The organism is Mesorhizobium sp. J8 (genome assembly GCF_016591715.1).
Classification (GTDB): Bacteria; Pseudomonadota; Alphaproteobacteria; order Rhizobiales; family Rhizobiaceae; genus Mesorhizobium.
The window spans coordinates 5385660-5401636 of the sequence record NZ_AP024109.1 but is presented as its reverse complement, the minus strand read 5'-3'; the positions used below and the strand labels follow the sequence as shown (position 1 = coordinate 5401636).

General features: G+C 62.7%; 20 protein-coding genes. 7 read left to right on the top strand and 13 right to left on the bottom strand.

The window, feature by feature from the left end; genetic code table 11:
- Nucleotides 1-99: 99 nt before the first annotated feature.
- Nucleotides 100-375: a DUF1153 domain-containing protein gene (locus tag MJ8_RS25925; protein WP_006203587.1), complete on the top strand. Its 276-nt coding sequence runs from the start codon at nt 100-102 to the stop codon at nt 373-375.
- A gap of 62 nt (nt 376-437) precedes the next feature.
- Here MJ8_RS25925 and MJ8_RS25920 read toward each other — a convergent pair whose 3' ends face one another.
- Complete coding sequence (locus MJ8_RS25920) at nt 438-1364, bottom strand: NADP-dependent oxidoreductase (RefSeq protein ID WP_201411478.1); 927 nt, start codon at nt 1362-1364, stop codon at nt 438-440.
- Nucleotides 1365-1455: 91 nt separating this feature from the next.
- Between MJ8_RS25920 and MJ8_RS25915 the strand changes: the two genes are divergently transcribed.
- Nucleotides 1456-1857: a winged helix-turn-helix transcriptional regulator gene (locus MJ8_RS25915; RefSeq protein ID WP_201411477.1), complete on the top strand. Its 402-nt coding sequence runs from the start codon at nt 1456-1458 to the stop codon at nt 1855-1857.
- A gap of 83 nt (nt 1858-1940) precedes the next feature.
- Here the strand turns inward: MJ8_RS25915 and MJ8_RS25910 are convergent, their stop codons facing one another.
- Nucleotides 1941-2318 (bottom strand): flagellar export protein FliJ, encoded by a 378-nt coding sequence (locus MJ8_RS25910; protein WP_149791168.1) that lies wholly within the window; start codon nt 2316-2318, stop codon nt 1941-1943.
- 449 nt (nt 2319-2767) lie between these two features.
- Between MJ8_RS25910 and ctrA the strand changes: the two genes are divergently transcribed.
- Nucleotides 2768-3463, top strand: coding sequence for a response regulator transcription factor CtrA (gene ctrA / locus MJ8_RS25905; RefSeq protein WP_006203583.1), 696 nt, complete (start codon nt 2768-2770; stop codon nt 3461-3463).
- Nucleotides 3464-3530: 67 nt separating this feature from the next.
- Here the strand turns inward: ctrA and MJ8_RS25900 are convergent, their stop codons facing one another.
- A complete protein-coding gene (locus tag MJ8_RS25900; RefSeq protein WP_040997008.1) occupies nt 3531-3899 on the bottom strand; it encodes a response regulator in 369 nt (122 codons plus the stop codon).
- Between the two features lie 223 nt (nt 3900-4122).
- Nucleotides 4123-4752 (bottom strand): histidine phosphotransferase ChpT, encoded by a 630-nt coding sequence (chpT, locus tag MJ8_RS25895; protein WP_040997007.1) that lies wholly within the window; start codon nt 4750-4752, stop codon nt 4123-4125.
- Nucleotides 4753-5135: 383 nt separating this feature from the next.
- Here chpT and MJ8_RS25890 point away from each other — a divergent pair, with 383 nt between their 5' ends.
- Together MJ8_RS25890 and MJ8_RS25885 are read left to right on the top strand one after the other, a co-directional pair.
- On the top strand, nt 5136-5672 hold the full coding sequence (locus MJ8_RS25890; RefSeq protein WP_225248331.1) for a DUF1134 domain-containing protein: 537 nt from the start codon (nt 5136-5138) through the stop codon (nt 5670-5672).
- Between the two features lie 142 nt (nt 5673-5814).
- Nucleotides 5815-6951, top strand: a complete 1137-nt coding sequence (locus MJ8_RS25885; RefSeq protein ID WP_201411475.1) for a hypothetical protein — start codon at nt 5815-5817, stop codon at nt 6949-6951.
- A 159-nt stretch (nt 6952-7110) separates the two neighbouring features.
- Here MJ8_RS25885 and MJ8_RS25880 read toward each other — a convergent pair whose 3' ends face one another.
- The 6 genes from MJ8_RS25880 to MJ8_RS25855 all read right to left on the bottom strand — a co-directional run bounded on the left by MJ8_RS25880 (nt 7111) and on the right by MJ8_RS25855 (nt 11852).
- The gene (locus MJ8_RS25880; RefSeq protein WP_201411474.1) at nt 7111-7908 is read right to left on the bottom strand and encodes a TrmH family RNA methyltransferase; all 798 of its coding nucleotides are present in this window, start codon (nt 7906-7908) and stop codon (nt 7111-7113) included.
- 52 nt (nt 7909-7960) lie between these two features.
- The gene (locus MJ8_RS25875) at nt 7961-8299 is read right to left on the bottom strand and encodes an ArsR/SmtB family transcription factor (RefSeq protein WP_201411473.1); all 339 of its coding nucleotides are present in this window, start codon (nt 8297-8299) and stop codon (nt 7961-7963) included.
- A 167-nt stretch (nt 8300-8466) separates the two neighbouring features.
- Nucleotides 8467-9228 (bottom strand): HugZ family protein, encoded by a 762-nt coding sequence (locus tag MJ8_RS25870; protein ID WP_201411472.1) that lies wholly within the window; start codon nt 9226-9228, stop codon nt 8467-8469.
- 36 nt (nt 9229-9264) lie between these two features.
- Nucleotides 9265-10452: a CaiB/BaiF CoA transferase family protein gene (locus tag MJ8_RS25865; protein WP_201411471.1), complete on the bottom strand. Its 1188-nt coding sequence runs from the start codon at nt 10450-10452 to the stop codon at nt 9265-9267.
- 5 nt (nt 10453-10457) lie between these two features.
- Entirely contained in the window at nt 10458-11219 is a 762-nt protein-coding gene (locus MJ8_RS25860) for a 3-hydroxyacyl-CoA dehydrogenase (protein ID WP_201411470.1), read from the bottom strand.
- A 27-nt stretch (nt 11220-11246) separates the two neighbouring features.
- On the bottom strand, nt 11247-11852 hold the full coding sequence (locus tag MJ8_RS25855; protein ID WP_201411469.1) for a GNAT family N-acetyltransferase: 606 nt from the start codon (nt 11850-11852) through the stop codon (nt 11247-11249).
- Between the two features lie 314 nt (nt 11853-12166).
- Here MJ8_RS25855 and MJ8_RS25850 point away from each other — a divergent pair, with 314 nt between their 5' ends.
- Complete coding sequence (locus MJ8_RS25850; protein ID WP_201411468.1) at nt 12167-13153, top strand: glutathione S-transferase family protein; 987 nt, start codon at nt 12167-12169, stop codon at nt 13151-13153.
- A gap of 19 nt (nt 13154-13172) precedes the next feature.
- Here MJ8_RS25850 and MJ8_RS25845 read toward each other — a convergent pair whose 3' ends face one another.
- Complete coding sequence (locus MJ8_RS25845; protein WP_201411467.1) at nt 13173-13646, bottom strand: ABZJ_00895 family protein; 474 nt, start codon at nt 13644-13646, stop codon at nt 13173-13175.
- Between the two features lie 71 nt (nt 13647-13717).
- A complete protein-coding gene (locus MJ8_RS25840; protein WP_201411466.1) occupies nt 13718-14221 on the bottom strand; it encodes an NUDIX domain-containing protein in 504 nt (167 codons plus the stop codon).
- A 68-nt stretch (nt 14222-14289) separates the two neighbouring features.
- Here MJ8_RS25840 and MJ8_RS25835 point away from each other — a divergent pair, with 68 nt between their 5' ends.
- Complete coding sequence (locus MJ8_RS25835) at nt 14290-15225, top strand: metallophosphoesterase family protein (RefSeq protein ID WP_201411465.1); 936 nt, start codon at nt 14290-14292, stop codon at nt 15223-15225.
- On the opposite strand, the gene MJ8_RS25830 is transcribed toward MJ8_RS25835, so the two are convergent.
- Nucleotides 15215-15832 (bottom strand): hypothetical protein, encoded by a 618-nt coding sequence (locus MJ8_RS25830; RefSeq protein ID WP_201411464.1) that lies wholly within the window; start codon nt 15830-15832, stop codon nt 15215-15217. The genes MJ8_RS25835 and MJ8_RS25830 overlap by 11 nt on opposite strands.
- Between the last annotated feature and the right edge of the window lie 145 nt (nt 15833-15977).

Here is a 15977-nt window from a genome sequence, read left to right as displayed (position 1 = left end):
TGATCCTTACCTAGTGATTAGGGTTCGCTTAGGCAATTTTTAAAGCTGTGGCGGTACTGTGGCGGGGATTGGGTCTTTGAGTTTTTAGTAGAGAGTACGATGACCGATCTGGTTAGACCTAGAGTCAAATATGTTATCGGGCCCGACGGCAGCCCTCTTACGATCGCCGATCTGCCGCCGACGAACACGCGGCGCTGGGTTATCCGGCGCAAGGCGGAAGTGGTCGCGGCGGTGCGCGGCGGCCTGCTCAGCCTTGAGGAAGCCTGCCAGCGCTACAAGCTCACCACCGAAGAATTTCTCTCCTGGCAGGCATCGATCGACGAATACGGCCTTGCCGGGCTGCGCACCACGCGGATCCAGCAATACCGGCACTAGGCCGGGAAGAGTTAGACGAAAGGGCGCGGAACATCGCGCCCTTTTCATTTTATGCAAAAGCCTCAGACCGTCAACACGACCTTGCCGATCGGCCGCGTGGCGAGGAAAGCGTGCGCAGCCCCCGCCTGGTCAAGCGGAAACGCTTTCGCCACATGGGGCGCGAGCTTCCCGGCATCGACGAGCCCGGCAAGCTCGACAAGGCCTTCCCGGTCAGGCGTGACCGACATCCGCTCGACACGAATGTTGCGTTCCTTGGCCTTCGCCTTCACGGCGTCGGGGACAGCGAGCAGCGACACCAGGACGCCCCCGTCGCGCAATACCTTGAGCGAATCCGCGGCATGGTCGCCGCCGACCGTCTCCAGCACCAGATCGAGATCGCCGGCCTTTCCGGTGAATTCGCCCTTCGTATAGTCGATGACCTCGTCGGCGCCGATCGAGCGGACATAGTCCGTTTTGTCCGGGCTGGCGGTCGAGGCCACCCAGGCGCCGCGCGCCTTGGCGATCTGCACCGCCAGATGGCCGACGCCGCCGGCTCCCGCATGAACCAGCACGCGTTGCCCTGCTTGCAAGCCACCATGACGCACGAGGCCCTGCCATGCCGTGAGGCCGGCCAGCGGCAAGGCAGCCGCATGCGTATGGTCGATGGCGGCAGGTTTCGCGGCGATCTCATCTGCCGGCGCTGCGGCCAGCTCGGCATAGGCGCCGGCCTGCTTGGGAAAGCGCGGCATGCCGAATACCTCGTCGCCGACCTTGAAGGCGGTCACGCCGTCTCCCAGCGCCGCGACCGTCCCCGAAATGTCCCAGCCCAGGATGAAAGGCGGTTCGCCGAGCAGCGGATAGAAACCGCCGCGCACGGCGCCGTCGACCGGGTTGATGCCCGCCGCCTTGATGCGGACGAGGACTTCACCCGACTTGGGCGCGGGGTCGGGCTGCTCGGCGACGAAAAGGACCTCGGGTCCGCCGACGGAAGTCTGGATAACGGCACGCATGAACGCCTCCTGTTCGAGTGGGTATACCGCTATCATTTGGATAGTAATATTCGATTGTCGAGTATGTACCTTTTCTATATATAGGCACCTCATGGATAGTGAGGATAAATCCCCGTTCGGCTACGACGCGTTCCGGCGCGCCTGCCCGTCGCACACCGTGCTTGAGATGCTGGCCAGCAAATGGGTTTATCTCACCGTCTGCGCGCTGCGGCGCGGTCGGCTGCGCAATGGCGAGCTGGCGCGCAAGCTGGAGGGCATCACGCCCAAGATGCTGACGCAGACGCTGCGTGTGCTGGAGCGCGACGGTCTTGTGCGGCGTGAGGTGTTTGCAGTCATTCCGCCGCGCGTGGAGTACGAACTGACGGAGCTTGGCCAGAACCTGGCGGGATTGCTCAGCCAGATACGCTCCTGGGCGGAAGAGCATGCGCCTGAAATCAAGGATGCCCGGGCCCGGGCATCGGCAGATCATGGCGAGATGGGCGCCGTGCCCTGAAGACGACGAGGCCGACGGCCGCCGATCGCAGGTTCTGAAGATGCCCGGGAGGTCTCCGGCAAGACTGCGACTATGCCCGGCGATCAGCCGATCATGGCGCTGCGGCCGCCTGTTTCGGCGTCGCGGATCTTGGTGTCCCGCGATTCCAGCATTTCCGCCTTGGACAGCTCCGCTTCAGCTTCGCCGAGTAATGATTCGGCGGTGCTTCGCTGCTGGGCGAGGTCGCTTTGCGAGTTTCTGAGGTTGTCGCGGCGCAGGCGTGCCGCCTTGGCGAAGGTCGGATAGGCGAAATGGTTGATGTCGGTGATGCCGGCCTTTTTCTCTTCGGCGATGATCTGCGCTTCCAGCTCGACGGCCATGCGCTCGAACTCGGCGATCATCATGTCCAGCTGCAAGAGCTGCCGCCGTTTCTCATTCACCTGAAATTGCTTCAGTCGAACGAGGTTTTCACGTGACTTCATGACTCGATACTCCGCAGACGCACACTTGCAATACCGCCCAGTCCGCCCGGAACGATCCAAGCGCCGCCCGTTTCCCCCGGCTTTCCCTGGGCTATGGGAAACAAAGCCCTAAAGATTTTTGCCGACGGTAACCATTCGTTTACGGGCATTGTTAATCATACGGGCGAGGACTTAAGGCCGGGTAAAAATTCCGGCTCTCGGCGGAAGCCCGGGCCTGCGAGTCTCTAGAGTCACTTAGGCTGGCTTATTAATGTGGTGCATTAGCAGTTTGGGTCTGTGATTCGTTATTAGATTCAAGTGGGTGTAGAAAGGGGTTAAAAAATCTGGTATCGTGGACGACACGAAATTAGGATTTGTTAACCAGTCGGTGGCACCTTCTGTTCAGGCAATCACTGCTCCGGGTCCCGGACGGGTCGTGAGATGGCTCGGCAGCAGAAAAGGGGAATGAAATGCGTGTTCTGCTGATTGAAGACGACAGTGCAACCGCACAGAGCATCGAATTGATGCTGAAATCGGAAAGCTTCAACGTCTATACGACCGATCTCGGCGAAGAAGGTGTCGATCTCGGCAAGCTCTACGATTACGATATCATCCTTCTGGATCTCAATCTCCCCGACATGTCGGGCTACGAAGTCCTGCGCACGCTGCGCCTCTCCAAGGTCAAGACGCCGATCCTGATCCTGTCCGGCATGGCCGGCATCGAGGACAAGGTGCGCGGCCTCGGCTTCGGCGCCGACGATTATATGACCAAGCCTTTCCACAAGGACGAGCTGGTGGCGCGCATCCATGCGATCGTGCGCCGCTCCAAGGGCCACGCCCAGTCGGTCATCACCACTGGCGACCTGGTGGTCAATCTCGACGCCAAGACGGTCGAGGTCGGCGGCCAGCGCGTGCACCTGACCGGCAAGGAATATCAGATGCTGGAGCTGCTCTCGCTGCGCAAGGGCACCACGCTCACCAAGGAAATGTTCCTCAACCATCTCTATGGCGGCATGGACGAGCCGGAGCTGAAGATCATCGACGTCTTCATCTGCAAGCTGCGCAAGAAGCTCGACGCGGCATCCGGCGGTCAGAACTATATCGAGACTGTGTGGGGCCGCGGCTATGTGCTGCGCGAGCCGGAAGATATCCGCGTCAGCGCGTAGGCGATCCAAACGATTCGAACAAAAAGCCCGGCTCAGGCCGGGTTTTTTGTTGGATCTGTGCGGCGAATCAGGCGGCGATCTTGAGGAAACGGAAGCTCTCAAGCAGTTGCGCGCGGTTGAAGGGCTTCAGCAGATAGCCTTGGGCGCCGGCGCGCTTGGCGCGCATGATCGCAGCCACATCGACCTCGACCAGCGACACCAGGATCTGTGGCTTGACGGGAGCTTCGATGGCGCGGATGCGGCGTATGAGGTCGACCGCCTGGATGTCAGTGAGCCCGCCATCGATGACAATCACGTCCGGCATGTCGTCGGCGCAGATATCGGCAGCCTCGACCCCGGTCGACGCCTCAACGACGATCATGTCCGAGCCGCCAAGAATGCGTTTTGCGACCTTCCTGATGACGCTCGAATCATCGACGAACAGGCAGCGCTTCATGTCCGGGTCCTCTTTGCCCATCTGCCGAACCGGCAACCTCCGGGTAACCGGAAGCACCCTAGGCCAATCTGGTAAAGAAGCCGAAAAGCCGTTAGGTAAAGTTTTCCCAAACAGGCATATCGCGCGGTTTTGGCCCGCGGCGACGTTACATGGATTGCGGCTGGCATTGCTCAACCTGCACTGCCATCGCAAATATCAGCGGTATAAGATACTTCGGCCTTTCTTATGCGGCCGTCAGCACGATCTCGTCGGCGGTCGCGTGGATAGAGATCGTCATATTGGCTTCACGCGCCAAAAGCAGCGTGTAATAAGGCTGGACCGAATGGGCGTCGATCGGCTCCTCCGGCTTGTGACCGGAATGCAATTCGAGGAATTTCGGCGGCACGCGCAGCATCGGGCCGCTGGCCGACAGCGAAAAACGCGGCTCGGTTTCGAGGTTCTCCAGCGTGATCACCAGCTTGCCGCCCCGCGGTATGGCCGCGTTGGCGACGAGAATGAGGTTGAGCAGCAGCTTGACCTTGTTCTTGGGCAGGAGCGCCCGGGAGCCGTTCCAAACCAGTTCCGGCTTTTCGTTCTTCAAGAAGGCGATGGCCACGGCCTCGGCATCGCCGGTGTCGATCATCATGCCGGCGGAACCCGCGGCGCCAAAGGCGATGCGGGCAAACTGCAGCCGCGCCGAGGCGTTCTTGGCGCTCTGGCGAATGAGCTTCATGGCGTCTTCGTCGGCGCCGCCTTCGTCGAGCAGTTCGAGGCCGTTGTTGATTGCGCCGACCGGGGAAATGATGTCGTGACAGACGCGGCTGCAAAGCAGCGCCGCGAGATCAGGCGCGGAAAGGGTGAAAAGCTCGGCCATCGGCGAAATCCCTGCTTAAGTCACTTGTTCATGGCCGAGCGACAATTTTCGCGCCTGCCCACACGAATCACGCTCTTTTCCAAGGCTTTCTGAATACACAGGGCCCGGGCGCGCATCAACAAATCCAAAATTGTCGGCGGCGAAAATGGTGTGTTTGCAGGGGAAACCCGCCGCGGAGGCGCAAACGCAGCCTTCGAACCGCCATCTTCGTGTGGGAGCTTAATGGTTGAAAAAGGATTACGGCATAGTTTGCCTGTGATAGCCACCCTGAACGGCCGGCAAGAGCCGCAGGGGTGCGAGGCGTCGGCGAAAGTGCTCCCTGACGGAGATTTGGAAGCATGTTTTCCCGATACTACGACCGGACATTCGTCCGTGTCCTCACCATGACCATCACACTCCTGGCGGCTTTGGTCCTTTCGACCTCGGCGTCACGGGCTCAGCAGTACACCGCTCAGGAAATCATCGATTCCGGTCATAAATTCTTCGGCGAGACGTCCGGCGGCCTAGCCACCGTCGTCGAGAAGATCTTCGCCTCCTACGGCCTGCCCAATGGCTACCTGCTCGGCGAGGAAGGATCCGGCGCCCTGATCGGCGGCCTGACCTATGGCGAAGGGACGCTCTACACCAAGAACGCCGGCGACCATAAGGTGTTCTGGCAAGGCCCCTCGCTTGGCTGGGATTTCGGCGGCGAAGGCTCGCGGGTGATGATGCTGGTCTACAATCTCGACGACATCAGCAGCCTCTACAACCGCTTTGGCGGCGTTGCCGGCTCCGCCTATGTCATTGCCGGCGTCGGCTTCAACGTACTGCAGAGCAACCGGGTGCTGCTCGTGCCGATCCGCACCGGCGTCGGTGCCCGTCTCGGGGTCAATCTCGGCTATCTGAAGCTCACCGAAAGGCCGACCTGGAACCCGTTCTGATCGGATTGCGCTCGTCACAATCGCTCGGACCGTGCTGATCGCGCCGCGGCAAGCTCTTGCCGCGGCGTTGAATTTCCGCCATGCCAAGGTGGCATAGTCCCGCGATTGCCGCTCCGCCGCTCCGTAAAGTGGATAGCACGCCTTGGTTCAGTCGGTCCTGTTCTTCGTACTCGGTTTCCTTTGCGCCGTTTTCCTGGTGTCGCTGGTCGCGCCGGCCGTCTGGCGGCGGGCCGTTGTCCTGACGCGCAGGCGCCTCGAGGCTTCTTTGCCGCTGACGCAAGCCGAGATCCAGGCGGACAAGGACCGGGTCCGTGCCGAATACGCCATGACGACGCGCCGGCTGGAGATAACCGTCAAGAACCTGCAGGAGAAGGTGGCCGAGCAGCTGGTCGAGATCGGCCGCGGGCGCGAGGCCTTGAAGGAGCTTGCGGTCGAAACGAAGGACAAGAACCAGGCGCTTTCCGATCTGCAGGCCAAAAATGCGGAACTCAGGCAGCGCGAGGAGGATCTGCACCGCCTGTCGGAAAAGCTCGCCCAGACGGAGCGGGCATTGGAGAAGCGGGGGCTGGAGCTGCAGAAGCTCGAGCAGATGTATGACGACGCCAGCTTCGCGTCCTCGAACCGCCAGATCGAACTGGTCGCGCGCGAATCGGAGCTCGAAAAGCTCGCCAGCGACATCGCGCTGCTTAAGAGCCAGCGCAAGGAGGCGGACCGGCGCAACCAGGAAATCGCCTCGGAAAGCAAGGCCGCGCGCGAAGCGTTGAAGGTCGAGAAGAAGAAAACGGCCGAACTCGAGAAGAAGGTTGAGCGGCTGCTCGCCACGCTTGCCGACCGCGAAGAAAAGCTCGACCGGCGCGAGAAGGACCTTGCTCGAATGCGCGAACGTTCGAAGGAGACCGCCGCGGCAAACGGCGTCGCGCGGCCGGGCGCCGGCTCGGATGCGAAAAGCGACGATGTCGACAAGGCAATCGCCAGGCTCGAGAGCGACCGGGAACGGCTGGAGGCGAGGCTGACGGCGCTGGCGCGTGAGAACAAGCGGCTGAAAACCGATCTTGCAGCCTCGGCGACGGCAATGCCGGAATCGGCGGGCGACGCGCGCTCCGGCGCCGGCCTTCGCGAACAGATGAATGAACTGGCGGCCGAGGTCGTCAATCTGACGATGAAGCTCGACGGGCCGGATTCCCCTATCGCCAAGGCGCTGGCGGGCGACGGGCAGCAGAACGGGCGCGGCATCAGCCTTGCCGACCGGGTGAGGGCTTTGCAGAAGGCCGGCAATTGAAACCGATAACCGGAGCGCCCGAGCGTTTTGTCATCCCGGACGGATTCTCCGGACAACCCTAAAGCGCGTCGCGATCTTTCAGATTCGCTCCCCGCTTTGGGCCTTTGACTTTGCGCGGTCCTTGTCCCGAAACCGGTTCCCACTTTCGGGAGGTACGCTTCAGCAATTCGAAAAGTGATGCAGGGCGATCGCCGACGCGGCGGCGACGTTCAGACTGTCAAAACCTTCCGCCATGCCGATCCTCACCGTATTCAGCCGGGCAAGCAGGTCCCGCGGCAGGCCTTCGCCTTCGGTGCCGAGATAGAGCGCCAGCCTCGCTGGCCGCTCCGCGGTTCGGATGTCGGTTCCTCCGCTCGGCGAGAGAGCGAACTGGCTGAAGCCAAGTCGATCGAGCGTCGCGGTGAAGGCGCCGGTGTCGCCGAAGAAGGCGAAGGGAACCTTCAGCGCCGCGCCGACCGAAACACGGATTGCCTTGCGGTAGAGGGGATCGCAACAGGTCTGGTCGAGCAGCACCGCGTCCGCGCCGAAGGCTGCGGCGTTGCGGAAGATCGCCCCCATATTGTCGTGGTTGGAAATGCCGACCAGGACGACGGCCAACGCGCGCCTGGGCAAGGTTTCCACCAGAATTTCGGCGGGCGCCGGCGCGCCGCGCATGCCGATCGCCAGGATGCCGCGGTGCATGTGGAAGCCGGCAATCCGGTCCATGACCTCACCGGCGGCAACATAGACCGGAAAGTCCGGCGGCGCCTTGCGCAGGATTTCCTGCACGCCGGCCAGCCTGTTTTCGAGGATGAGCGCAGACTCGGCGGCGAAGCGCCCGGTCGACAACAGGAGGTCCAGCACCACCTTGCCTTCGGCGACGAAGCGGCCCTGCCGGCCGACGAGATCGCGCTCGCGGATGTCGAGATAGGCGGCGACGCGCGGGTCTTGGGGATCGTCGATAGGAATGAGATTCATACACGCCTCGCCGAAGAGTGGTCGGCGAGGTATGAGCGACTCGAACCGCGGGTCAAGCCCCGGCGCGGCGCAACCGGTAGGCCATCTGGGAAAGATCGCCTTCGCCGAAAATGCCTTCCAGCATGCGCAGCAATTCGCGCACCGCTTCGGATTTGCAGGAATAGTAGATCATCTGGCGGTCGCGCCGGGTTTCGACGAGATCGAGCGCCCTCAGCTTGGCGAGATGCTGCGACAGCGCGGATTGGCTGAGCTGCACCTTCTCGGCGATGGCGCCGACCGACATTTCGCCATCCATTAGATGGGCCACGATCAGCAGGCGCTTTTCGTTGCCCATGAGGGTGAGAAACGCGGCTGCCGATTCCGCATTAGCGATAAGCTTATTTGAGATCATAGATCCCCCAAGGGTCCTGGCTCATCCTGGCGCCAGGGGGCAATGGCGCCTGATTCCACAATGTTCAGATGTCGATGGGCGCTGCTGAATCAGCGTCACAACGAAGGTAGATCATTTTATCTAAATCTCAAGCGTTGCTTTCGTCGGCTCGCGATCAACTATCGCTCTTACTCTGCCGCGCGCCCCGCCTTTGCCATCGCGACAAGCGCCGAACGCAATTCGTGCGCGCTTTGCAGAGGCTGGGGGAAGAAGATCCTGCATGTCGCATCCGGGGCGGCGAGATCCATGCCGTCGGGGTCGAAACCGGTGGCGATCCAGTCGCCGCCCTCGGCACGGCCGAAATGGCGCGCATAAAGGGCAAGCGCGTCGCGATGATCGGCATTCATGTGATCGAGCGCGGCCTGCTCGCTGCCGGCGAACTCCTCGACAAGCGCGGCGCCGGTGATGAAATCGTCGCGGTCTAGAAGAAAGGCCTTGCCGAAGCCGCCATTCAGGCTGGCGCGCTCGGGCTCTAGCCGGAAGAACGAGAAGTCGCCGAGCCCGGCATAAAGCTTCGCTTTCGGATTGCGGTTGAGGTAGCGCCGCTCGGCGCGGATCTGATCGGCCGATCCCCGTTCCAGCCGCGAGGCGCGGCACGCAAGGCTGATGCGCGGATGCGCCAGAGGGTCGCCCTTGCCGGGCTCGCCGAGCAGCAGCGAACAGCGCGGATCGGCGAGCAGCGCCCCGGTGTGCGCGGACAGCATCGAGATCAGGATCAGCGGCGCGCCGTCGATGTCGGTGGCGACGCCAACCCGGCTTGCCAGCGGCGCGCCGGTCCCAGGCTCGATCGCGGCGAGCGCGCCGAAACGCGCCGAGCGCATCAGGGTTTTCGCCAGCCTGACCGCTTCGGCATTGGTCTCGCGGATGACGTCTTTTTTCGATTCGGTCACAGGCTCACCCGAGATAAGTTGATTTTCGTTCTCCGGTTATCGGTCGATTACACCCGCCTTTGCAAGGGTTGCGATCTCCTCTTCGCTGAAGCCGAAACGGGTCAATATGACGGATGGCTCCCGGTCGGCGACGGCCGGCGCCGCGGCAGGCGTTCGCGGGTTTTGCGAGAAACGCGGCGCGGGAGCCGGGCGGTCGAGCCCGCCGGACTTCACGAAGCTTTGCCTGGCGCGGTTATGCGGATGATCCCTGGCTTCGGCCAAGGACAGCACGGGCGCCACGCAGGCATCGGTCGCGGCGAAAAGCGCGGCCCATTCGTCGCGTGTTCTTTCCCTGACCCGGCCGGCAATGGCGGCGCGCATCGCGGGCCACGAAGACTTGTCGTACTGGCTGGCGACAAAACGCCTGTCGAGCGGCAGCAGCCTGGCGAATTCGGCGAAGAAGCGCGGTTCGAGGCAGCCGACGGCAATGTGCCTTGCGTCCCCGGTCTCATAGGTATCGTAGAACGGCGCGCCGGAATCGAGCAGGTTCTCGCCGCGCCTGTCGTTCCAGAGACCCGCGGCCATATAGGCGTGGATGGGTGCTGCGAGCATCGAAGCTCCCTCGATCATCGAGGCATCGATCACCTGGCCCTTGCCGGTCAGGGAACGCTGGAAATGGGCGGCGAGCACGCCTGCGATCAGCATCATGGCGCCGCCGCCTTGATCGGCGACGAGGTTGAGCGGCGGCACCGGCGGCGCGTCCTGCCTGCCGAGAGCATGCAGGAGACCTGCATAGGCGAGATAGGTGATGTCGTGGCCGGCTCGCCCGGACAGCGGCCCGTCCTGGCCGAAACCGGTCAGTCGGCCATAGATCAGCGCCGGATTGCGCTGGAGAACGACATCCGGCCCCAGCCCGAGCCGTTCCATCACGCCGGAGCGAAAACCTTCGACTAGGATGTCGGCCTGTGCCGCAAGGCGCAGCAGCAGTTGCGCGCCCGCCGGACGCTTCAGGTCGAGCTTGAGGATGGAACGGCCGTGGCGGTCGAGATCGTATGCTTCAGGCAGCCTCAGCAGCGGCTGGCCGGAATCGGCGCGTTCGATGCGCAGCACCCTGGCGCCCATCTCGGACAGCATCAGGGCGGCAAGCGGCACCGGGCCAAGCCCGGCCATCTCGATCACTTTCAGGCCGGCGAGCGGGCCGGTCTTTTCGGGAGAGGCACCGGCGCTTGTCGGCGAGCCACCCATCCCGCTTATTTCGGCGCCATGCGGATGGCGCCGTCGAGGCGGATGGTCTCGCCGTTCAGCATCTGGTTCTCGACGATATGGAGAGCAAGTGCTGCATATTCCGACGGCTCGCCAAGCCGGGGCGGGAAGGGGACGGAGGCGCCCAGCGAATCCTGCACCTCCTGCGGCATGCCGGCCATCATCGGCGTCTTGAAGATGCCGGGCGCGATGGTGCAGACGCGGATGCCGGACCGCGCCAGGTCGCGCGCCACAGGCAGCGTCATGCCGACGACGCCGCCCTTGGACGCCGCGTAGGCGGCCTGGCCGATCTGGCCGTCATAGGCGGCGACGGAAGCGGTGTTGACGATGACGCCACGCTCGCCACCGGCGAGCGGGTCGAGCTTCGCCGCCCGGTCGGCGACGAGGCGGATCATGTTGAAGGTGCCGATCAGGTTGATCTCGATCACCTTGCGATACTGGTCGAGCGGATGTGGTCCGTCCTTGCCGATCGTCTTCACGCCGATGGCGATGCCGGCGCAATTGACCAGGATGCGCGGCGACCCAAGCTTTTCAGCCACTTCGGCGATCGCGGCCGTGGCACTGTCGCCGCTAGAGACATCGCATTGGACGGCAATGCCGCCGATGTCGGTCGCGACCTTCGCAGCGCGCTCGATGCCGACATCGAGGATGGCGACGCGGGCGCCCTTGGCGGCAAACGCGCGCGCCGTCGCCTCGCCAAGGCCGGATCCCCCGCCGGTGACGATCGCGATCTGGCCGTTCGGGTTCATGCAAACCTCCCAGGATACCGGATCATGCTACGAAGCGCGCAAAGGCGGCGCAACCGCGATGGGCGGGTCGATCGACGGCTGCGCGCTGGCGACCGAACGCGTCACAGCCGGGGCAAATTCCGCAACCCTTGCCGTGCTGGCATGACAGACATCGCCGGCAAAACGGGCGATGGCTCCGGGCTTGATCTCGTGATGCAGCAGCCGGTCGGGATCGACCGGGCGCGGCATGGTGATCTGTCCGCGCGGAAAGCGCTTGAAGTCGAGCGGTCCGTAATAAGGCTCGTCGCCAACCAGGATAACGGCAGGCGCGCCGGCCTTTCTGGCAGCCTCCAGCGCGATCGCGACCAGCTTGCGGCCAATGCCGAGATTCTTGAAGGCGGGGCGCACCGCAAGCGGGCCGAGCATCATGGCGCGACCGGCGCCCGCGGCCACACGCGTCATGCGCACCGAAGCGATCACCGTGTCGTCCTTGACGGCGACAAAGGACATCGAGCGGTCGTGCCCGCCGGCCTCGCGGATCTTGTAGGCGGCAAGCACGAAACGACCGGGGCCGAAGGCCTCGTCGTTGATGGCTTCGATTTCGGCATCATGGGCCGGGGTTTCCGGCAGGTATTTCACGTCGGCAAGGCTCATGGTCTTTGCGTTCCGGTATGCGAGGAAAGGTTGCTGCAAAGCGGCAGCGTTCGCCAGTCAGCGCTTCCTAAGCGCGGGCGCCCTGTCGTCGTCGGTCGAACCGGATCGAGGCAAAGTCGAGCATGGGCGCTTCCGCTAGCACCAATTTTGTGCCGCTGCAATCGGCGTCTTTTGCCTTTCTTTGCGCCAGCTGGCGAACTGGTTCGCCGTTTTACGGAACTGATTCCTCGTTTGACGAACTGTTCAGTGCCCGAAGGCTTCGCCCGTCCGCCTATCGGCCTAGATATGTGTGGAGTAACAGGGAGATTTTTCGCATGGGATTGCTGATCGAAGGCAAATGGCGGGATCGTGGGCCGAACACCGACAGCGGTGGGCGCTTCGTGCGAACGGAGTCGCAATGGCGCGACTGGATCACGCGCGACGGCAGGCCAGCGGAAGGGCGCACGCGGGGCTTCAAGGCGGAACCCGGCCGCTATCATCTCTATGTATCGCTCGCCTGCCCCTGGGCGCATCGCACGCTGATCTTCCGTGCCCTGAAGAAGCTGGAGGGCATCATCTCCGTCTCCGTGGTGCACCATTTCATGGGCGAAAACGGCTGGACCTTCAAAACCGAGGACGGCGCCACCGGCGATACGCTGTACGGCCTCGATTTCCTGCACCAGATCTATGCCAAGGCCGATCCGGCCTATTCGGGCCGCGTAACGGTGCCGGTTCTGTGGGACAAACAGGAAAAGACGATCGTCAACAACGAGTCCTCCGAGATCATCCGCATGCTCAATTCCGCCTTCGACGAATGGGGCGACGCGGGCCTCGACTTCTATCCGGCGGCGCTGCGCGCGGAGATCGACAAGATCAACGCGCTGGTCTATCCGACGATCAACAACGGCGTCTACCGGGCCGGCTTCGCCACCACGCAGAAAGCCTATGAGGAAGCGTTCTGCGAGTTGTTCGCGGCGCTCGATACGATCGAAGAGCGGCTTTCGAAGCGACGCTATCTAGCCGGCGAGCGCCTCACCGAGGCGGACTGGCGGCTGTTCACGACGCTGGTGCGCTTCGATCCGGTCTATGTCGGCCACTTCAAATGCAATCTGCGCCGCATCGCCGACTATCCGAACCTGTCGAACTATCTGCGTGATCTCTACCAGGTGCCCGGCGTCTCGGGCACGGTCAACCTGCATCACATCAAGGCGCATTATTACGGCAGCCACAAATCGATCAACCCGACGGGAATCATCCCGGTGGGGCCGGAGCTCGACTATGCCGCGTCGCATGACCGGGACAGGTTCAGGAAGGCGGCGTGATATTCGCTTCTAGCGGGGGCTATCGGAATGGCTCGGTGTCGAGCTGGATTTGCCTCTTTTTATGGGCTTTCAAAATGATTTTGCCGAACCGGTTGGAGAAGCCGGCGGCGTTAAGTACGAAAACAAAAACCACTTGCGTAATCACCAGCACCCACATGCTAGGTGAAAGGTTGCCTGCGGGCCAGATTGCAGAAAAAAATACGAAGGAAATAATCGTAAACAGCAGGGATGCCGCGGTCGAATAAGAAATCATTCTCCAATATTCTGATCGGGTGAAAAGCCTGCCATGGCGCCTAATGAATGCTGCGCATGCTGTCGCCGTCGACCCAAATACGATGCCGGCGTTTGCGGCCACGACCACGCTGTCGTTTTCCAAAGCGGATGGGACGAAATACCAGTATCCGGTCCATGCTAGCGACAATATTGTCGTCGTCAGAAAATAAAATCCAACATATGGCCAGAGATTTGGAAAATCTCGTTGATCTACAGCCATACCGCTTCCTCCCCCTAATCGAGGAAATAATAGTAATTTGGCTGAAGAGAGCAAGATGACGCTCTCGAAGATTACCAGTAGGGTGAAGGTCTTGCGCCCCCGAAAATCTCCGCTATCCGCCGGAGCGTCGCCGGAGTCGTGCCCTCGGGCAGGCTGTCGATCGGGAAGAAGCCCGCTTCGGCGATCTCGTGGTCCGGCCGTTTCGGCGCGGTCTGGCTGAAGGCTTCGATCAGATAAAGGCCGACATGATCGCGCCTGCTGGAGCGGCGGTTGAAGTGCATCGACTTCAGGACCGGCGGAGCCGTCAGGGCAATGTTGCCTTCCTCGGCCAGCTCGCGCGCCAGTGCTTCCTCGAGCGTCTCGCCGATCTCGACGCCGCCGCCCGGCAATTGCCAGCCTGGAACATAGGTGTGGCGGATCAGGAAGACGGAATTGGAGGCGCGATCGTAAACCAGCCCGCGCACGCCGAGCGTCATGGGGCGGCGCAGCAGGAAGTACAAATGGAACAGCCTTGCCCGCACTCCCGGCCAGCCGGTCTGGCGGAACGCCTCTTCCGGATCGGCTCGGTCGTTCATCCTCAGATCCCACGGCGAACAGCAAAGGGTGAGTGGAAAGCCTCGCCGGCGTCGCTTAAGAAGGGACCATGTTCAGGCTCGCGCATATTTCCGACGCTCATCTGGGACCGCTGCCCGATGTAACCTATCGCGATCTCGCGTCCAAGCGGGTGCTGGGCTATGTCAACTGGCAGCGCAACCGACGCCGCCACATGCATGACGCCGTCATCGACACCATCGTCGCCGACATCAAGGCGAACGCGCCGGACCATCTCGCCGTCACCGGAGACCTCGTCAACCTGGCGCTCGACGGCGAGATCGAGATGGCGAAGCACTGGCTGGAGACGCTTGGATCGCCACACGACGTTTCCGTGGTGCCAGGCAATCACGACGCTTATGTGCCGGGCGCCTTCGACAAGGTCTGCCGGGCGTGGGCTCCCTGGATGACGGGCGACGGCGTCAACAGTCCGGTCGATCGCAATTCCTTTCCGTATCTGCGCGTTCGCGGCAAGGTCGCGCTGATCGGCGTCACCACGGCGCGCGCCACGGCGCCTTTCATGGCCAACGGTTTCTTCATGGAAGGACAGGCCGAGCGGCTCGGCAAGGTTCTCGACGACGCGGCGAAACAAGGGCTGTTCCGCGCCATCATGATCCACCATCCGCCGGTGCGCGGCGCCGTCCAGCAACATAAGCGGCTGTTCGGCATCGCCCGTTTTCACAAAGTCATCCGCCGGCATGGCGCGGAGCTGGTCCTGCATGGCCATTCGCATCTGCCGTCCTTGTTCAACATCGGCGCACGTGGCGCGAAGGTGCCCGTGGTCGGGGTTGCCGCCGCGGGCCAGGCGCCTGGCGGCAAGCACCCGGCCGCTCAGTACAATCTGTTCGAGATCGACGGCGAAAAGGGCGCCTGGCGCGTGCGCTTGACGCGGCGGGGGCTGACCGGACCGGCGCTGCCGCCTTCGGATTTGCAAACGACGGATCTCGACATGCCGGCCGTAAAGGACCGCGAACTCGTCAGAAGCTGATCTTCATGTGCGCGATCCGATCCCAGAACATCGCCAGCGAGAGCGCCAGGCCGACAAGGGCACCGGCGGCTATCAGGCCGAGGCCGGCGAAGAAGGTTGTCCAGCCATTGAGGCGGCTTTCGGACCGAATGGGCGGCTCCGCTTCCCGTACCGCGGGACGATGCAGGCCGGGAACGGCGCTCTCCATGCCGCCCTCCATCAAGCGCTGCCGCTCGACGACCCGTTCGGCCACGTAGCGCGTCACCGCATCGGCGACGGCTTTCATCTCGGTCGTCTCGGCCAGCACGACGCGGCCGACGCGCGTATCCTTGAGGAAGCGGTAGGTGCGGCGGTCGCGTCCCATGGCAACATGGCTCACCGCGTCGATCCATAGCCGCGGCTGCAGGCCCGACGAGACGGCAAAGTCGAAGCTGTCGATGTCGGCCGGTACATCGGCAAAGACCGGTGCAAGCTCGGTTGCCAGGAGATCGAGCCGCATGCGGTGCGCCTCGCGCATCTCGACGACCACATCATCGCGGTCGGCGAAGGCGTTCTTGACGTCGCGTATGGCATCCGAGAGCTTCCGCGACGGCTCTATCGGAGTGATCTTGTCGCCTGCATCCTTCATGGGCGGCTGCCTCGTTGTTGGTTAACAGCGAGTTAACACAGTCACCGGCAAAATGCACTGCTAACGATAAGCGGGGCGGACGCTGGTCCGCATGAAGCGCGTCGCGGACGCTTTCGTGATGGCTCCGGGAGCCAATCCCGGCAGG

Excerpts from the sequence above, each read along its gene's own strand:
- MJ8_RS25830 (WP_201411464.1), bottom strand. The coding sequence starts at position 15,832 with ATGAAGGATGCAGGCGACAAGATCACTCCGATAGAGCCGTCGCGGAAG.
- ctrA (WP_006203583.1), top strand. The coding sequence starts at position 2,768 with ATGCGTGTTCTGCTGATTGAAGACGACAGTGCAACCGCACAGAGCATC.
- MJ8_RS25910 (WP_149791168.1), bottom strand. The coding sequence starts at position 2,318 with ATGAAGTCACGTGAAAACCTCGTTCGACTGAAGCAATTTCAGGTGAAT.
- MJ8_RS25850 (WP_201411468.1), top strand. The coding sequence starts at position 12,167 with ATGGGATTGCTGATCGAAGGCAAATGGCGGGATCGTGGGCCGAACACC.
- MJ8_RS25890 (WP_225248331.1), top strand. The coding sequence starts at position 5,136 with ATGACCATCACACTCCTGGCGGCTTTGGTCCTTTCGACCTCGGCGTCA.
- MJ8_RS25880 (WP_201411474.1), bottom strand. The coding sequence starts at position 7,908 with ATGAATCTCATTCCTATCGACGATCCCCAAGACCCGCGCGTCGCCGCC.
- chpT (WP_040997007.1), bottom strand. The coding sequence starts at position 4,752 with ATGGCCGAGCTTTTCACCCTTTCCGCGCCTGATCTCGCGGCGCTGCTT.
- MJ8_RS25915 (WP_201411477.1), top strand. The coding sequence starts at position 1,456 with ATGGATAGTGAGGATAAATCCCCGTTCGGCTACGACGCGTTCCGGCGC.
- MJ8_RS25920 (WP_201411478.1), bottom strand. The coding sequence starts at position 1,364 with ATGCGTGCCGTTATCCAGACTTCCGTCGGCGGACCCGAGGTCCTTTTC.
- MJ8_RS25855 (WP_201411469.1), bottom strand. The coding sequence starts at position 11,852 with ATGAGCCTTGCCGACGTGAAATACCTGCCGGAAACCCCGGCCCATGAT.
- MJ8_RS25860 (WP_201411470.1), bottom strand. The coding sequence starts at position 11,219 with ATGAACCCGAACGGCCAGATCGCGATCGTCACCGGCGGGGGATCCGGC.
- MJ8_RS25865 (WP_201411471.1), bottom strand. The coding sequence starts at position 10,452 with ATGGGTGGCTCGCCGACAAGCGCCGGTGCCTCTCCCGAAAAGACCGGC.
- MJ8_RS25900 (WP_040997008.1), bottom strand. The coding sequence starts at position 3,899 with ATGAAGCGCTGCCTGTTCGTCGATGATTCGAGCGTCATCAGGAAGGTC.
- MJ8_RS25875 (WP_201411473.1), bottom strand. The coding sequence starts at position 8,299 with ATGATCTCAAATAAGCTTATCGCTAATGCGGAATCGGCAGCCGCGTTT.
- MJ8_RS25845 (WP_201411467.1), bottom strand. The coding sequence starts at position 13,646 with ATGGCTGTAGATCAACGAGATTTTCCAAATCTCTGGCCATATGTTGGA.
- MJ8_RS25840 (WP_201411466.1), bottom strand. The coding sequence starts at position 14,221 with ATGAACGACCGAGCCGATCCGGAAGAGGCGTTCCGCCAGACCGGCTGG.
- MJ8_RS25835 (WP_201411465.1), top strand. The coding sequence starts at position 14,290 with ATGTTCAGGCTCGCGCATATTTCCGACGCTCATCTGGGACCGCTGCCC.
- MJ8_RS25925 (WP_006203587.1), top strand. The coding sequence starts at position 100 with ATGACCGATCTGGTTAGACCTAGAGTCAAATATGTTATCGGGCCCGAC.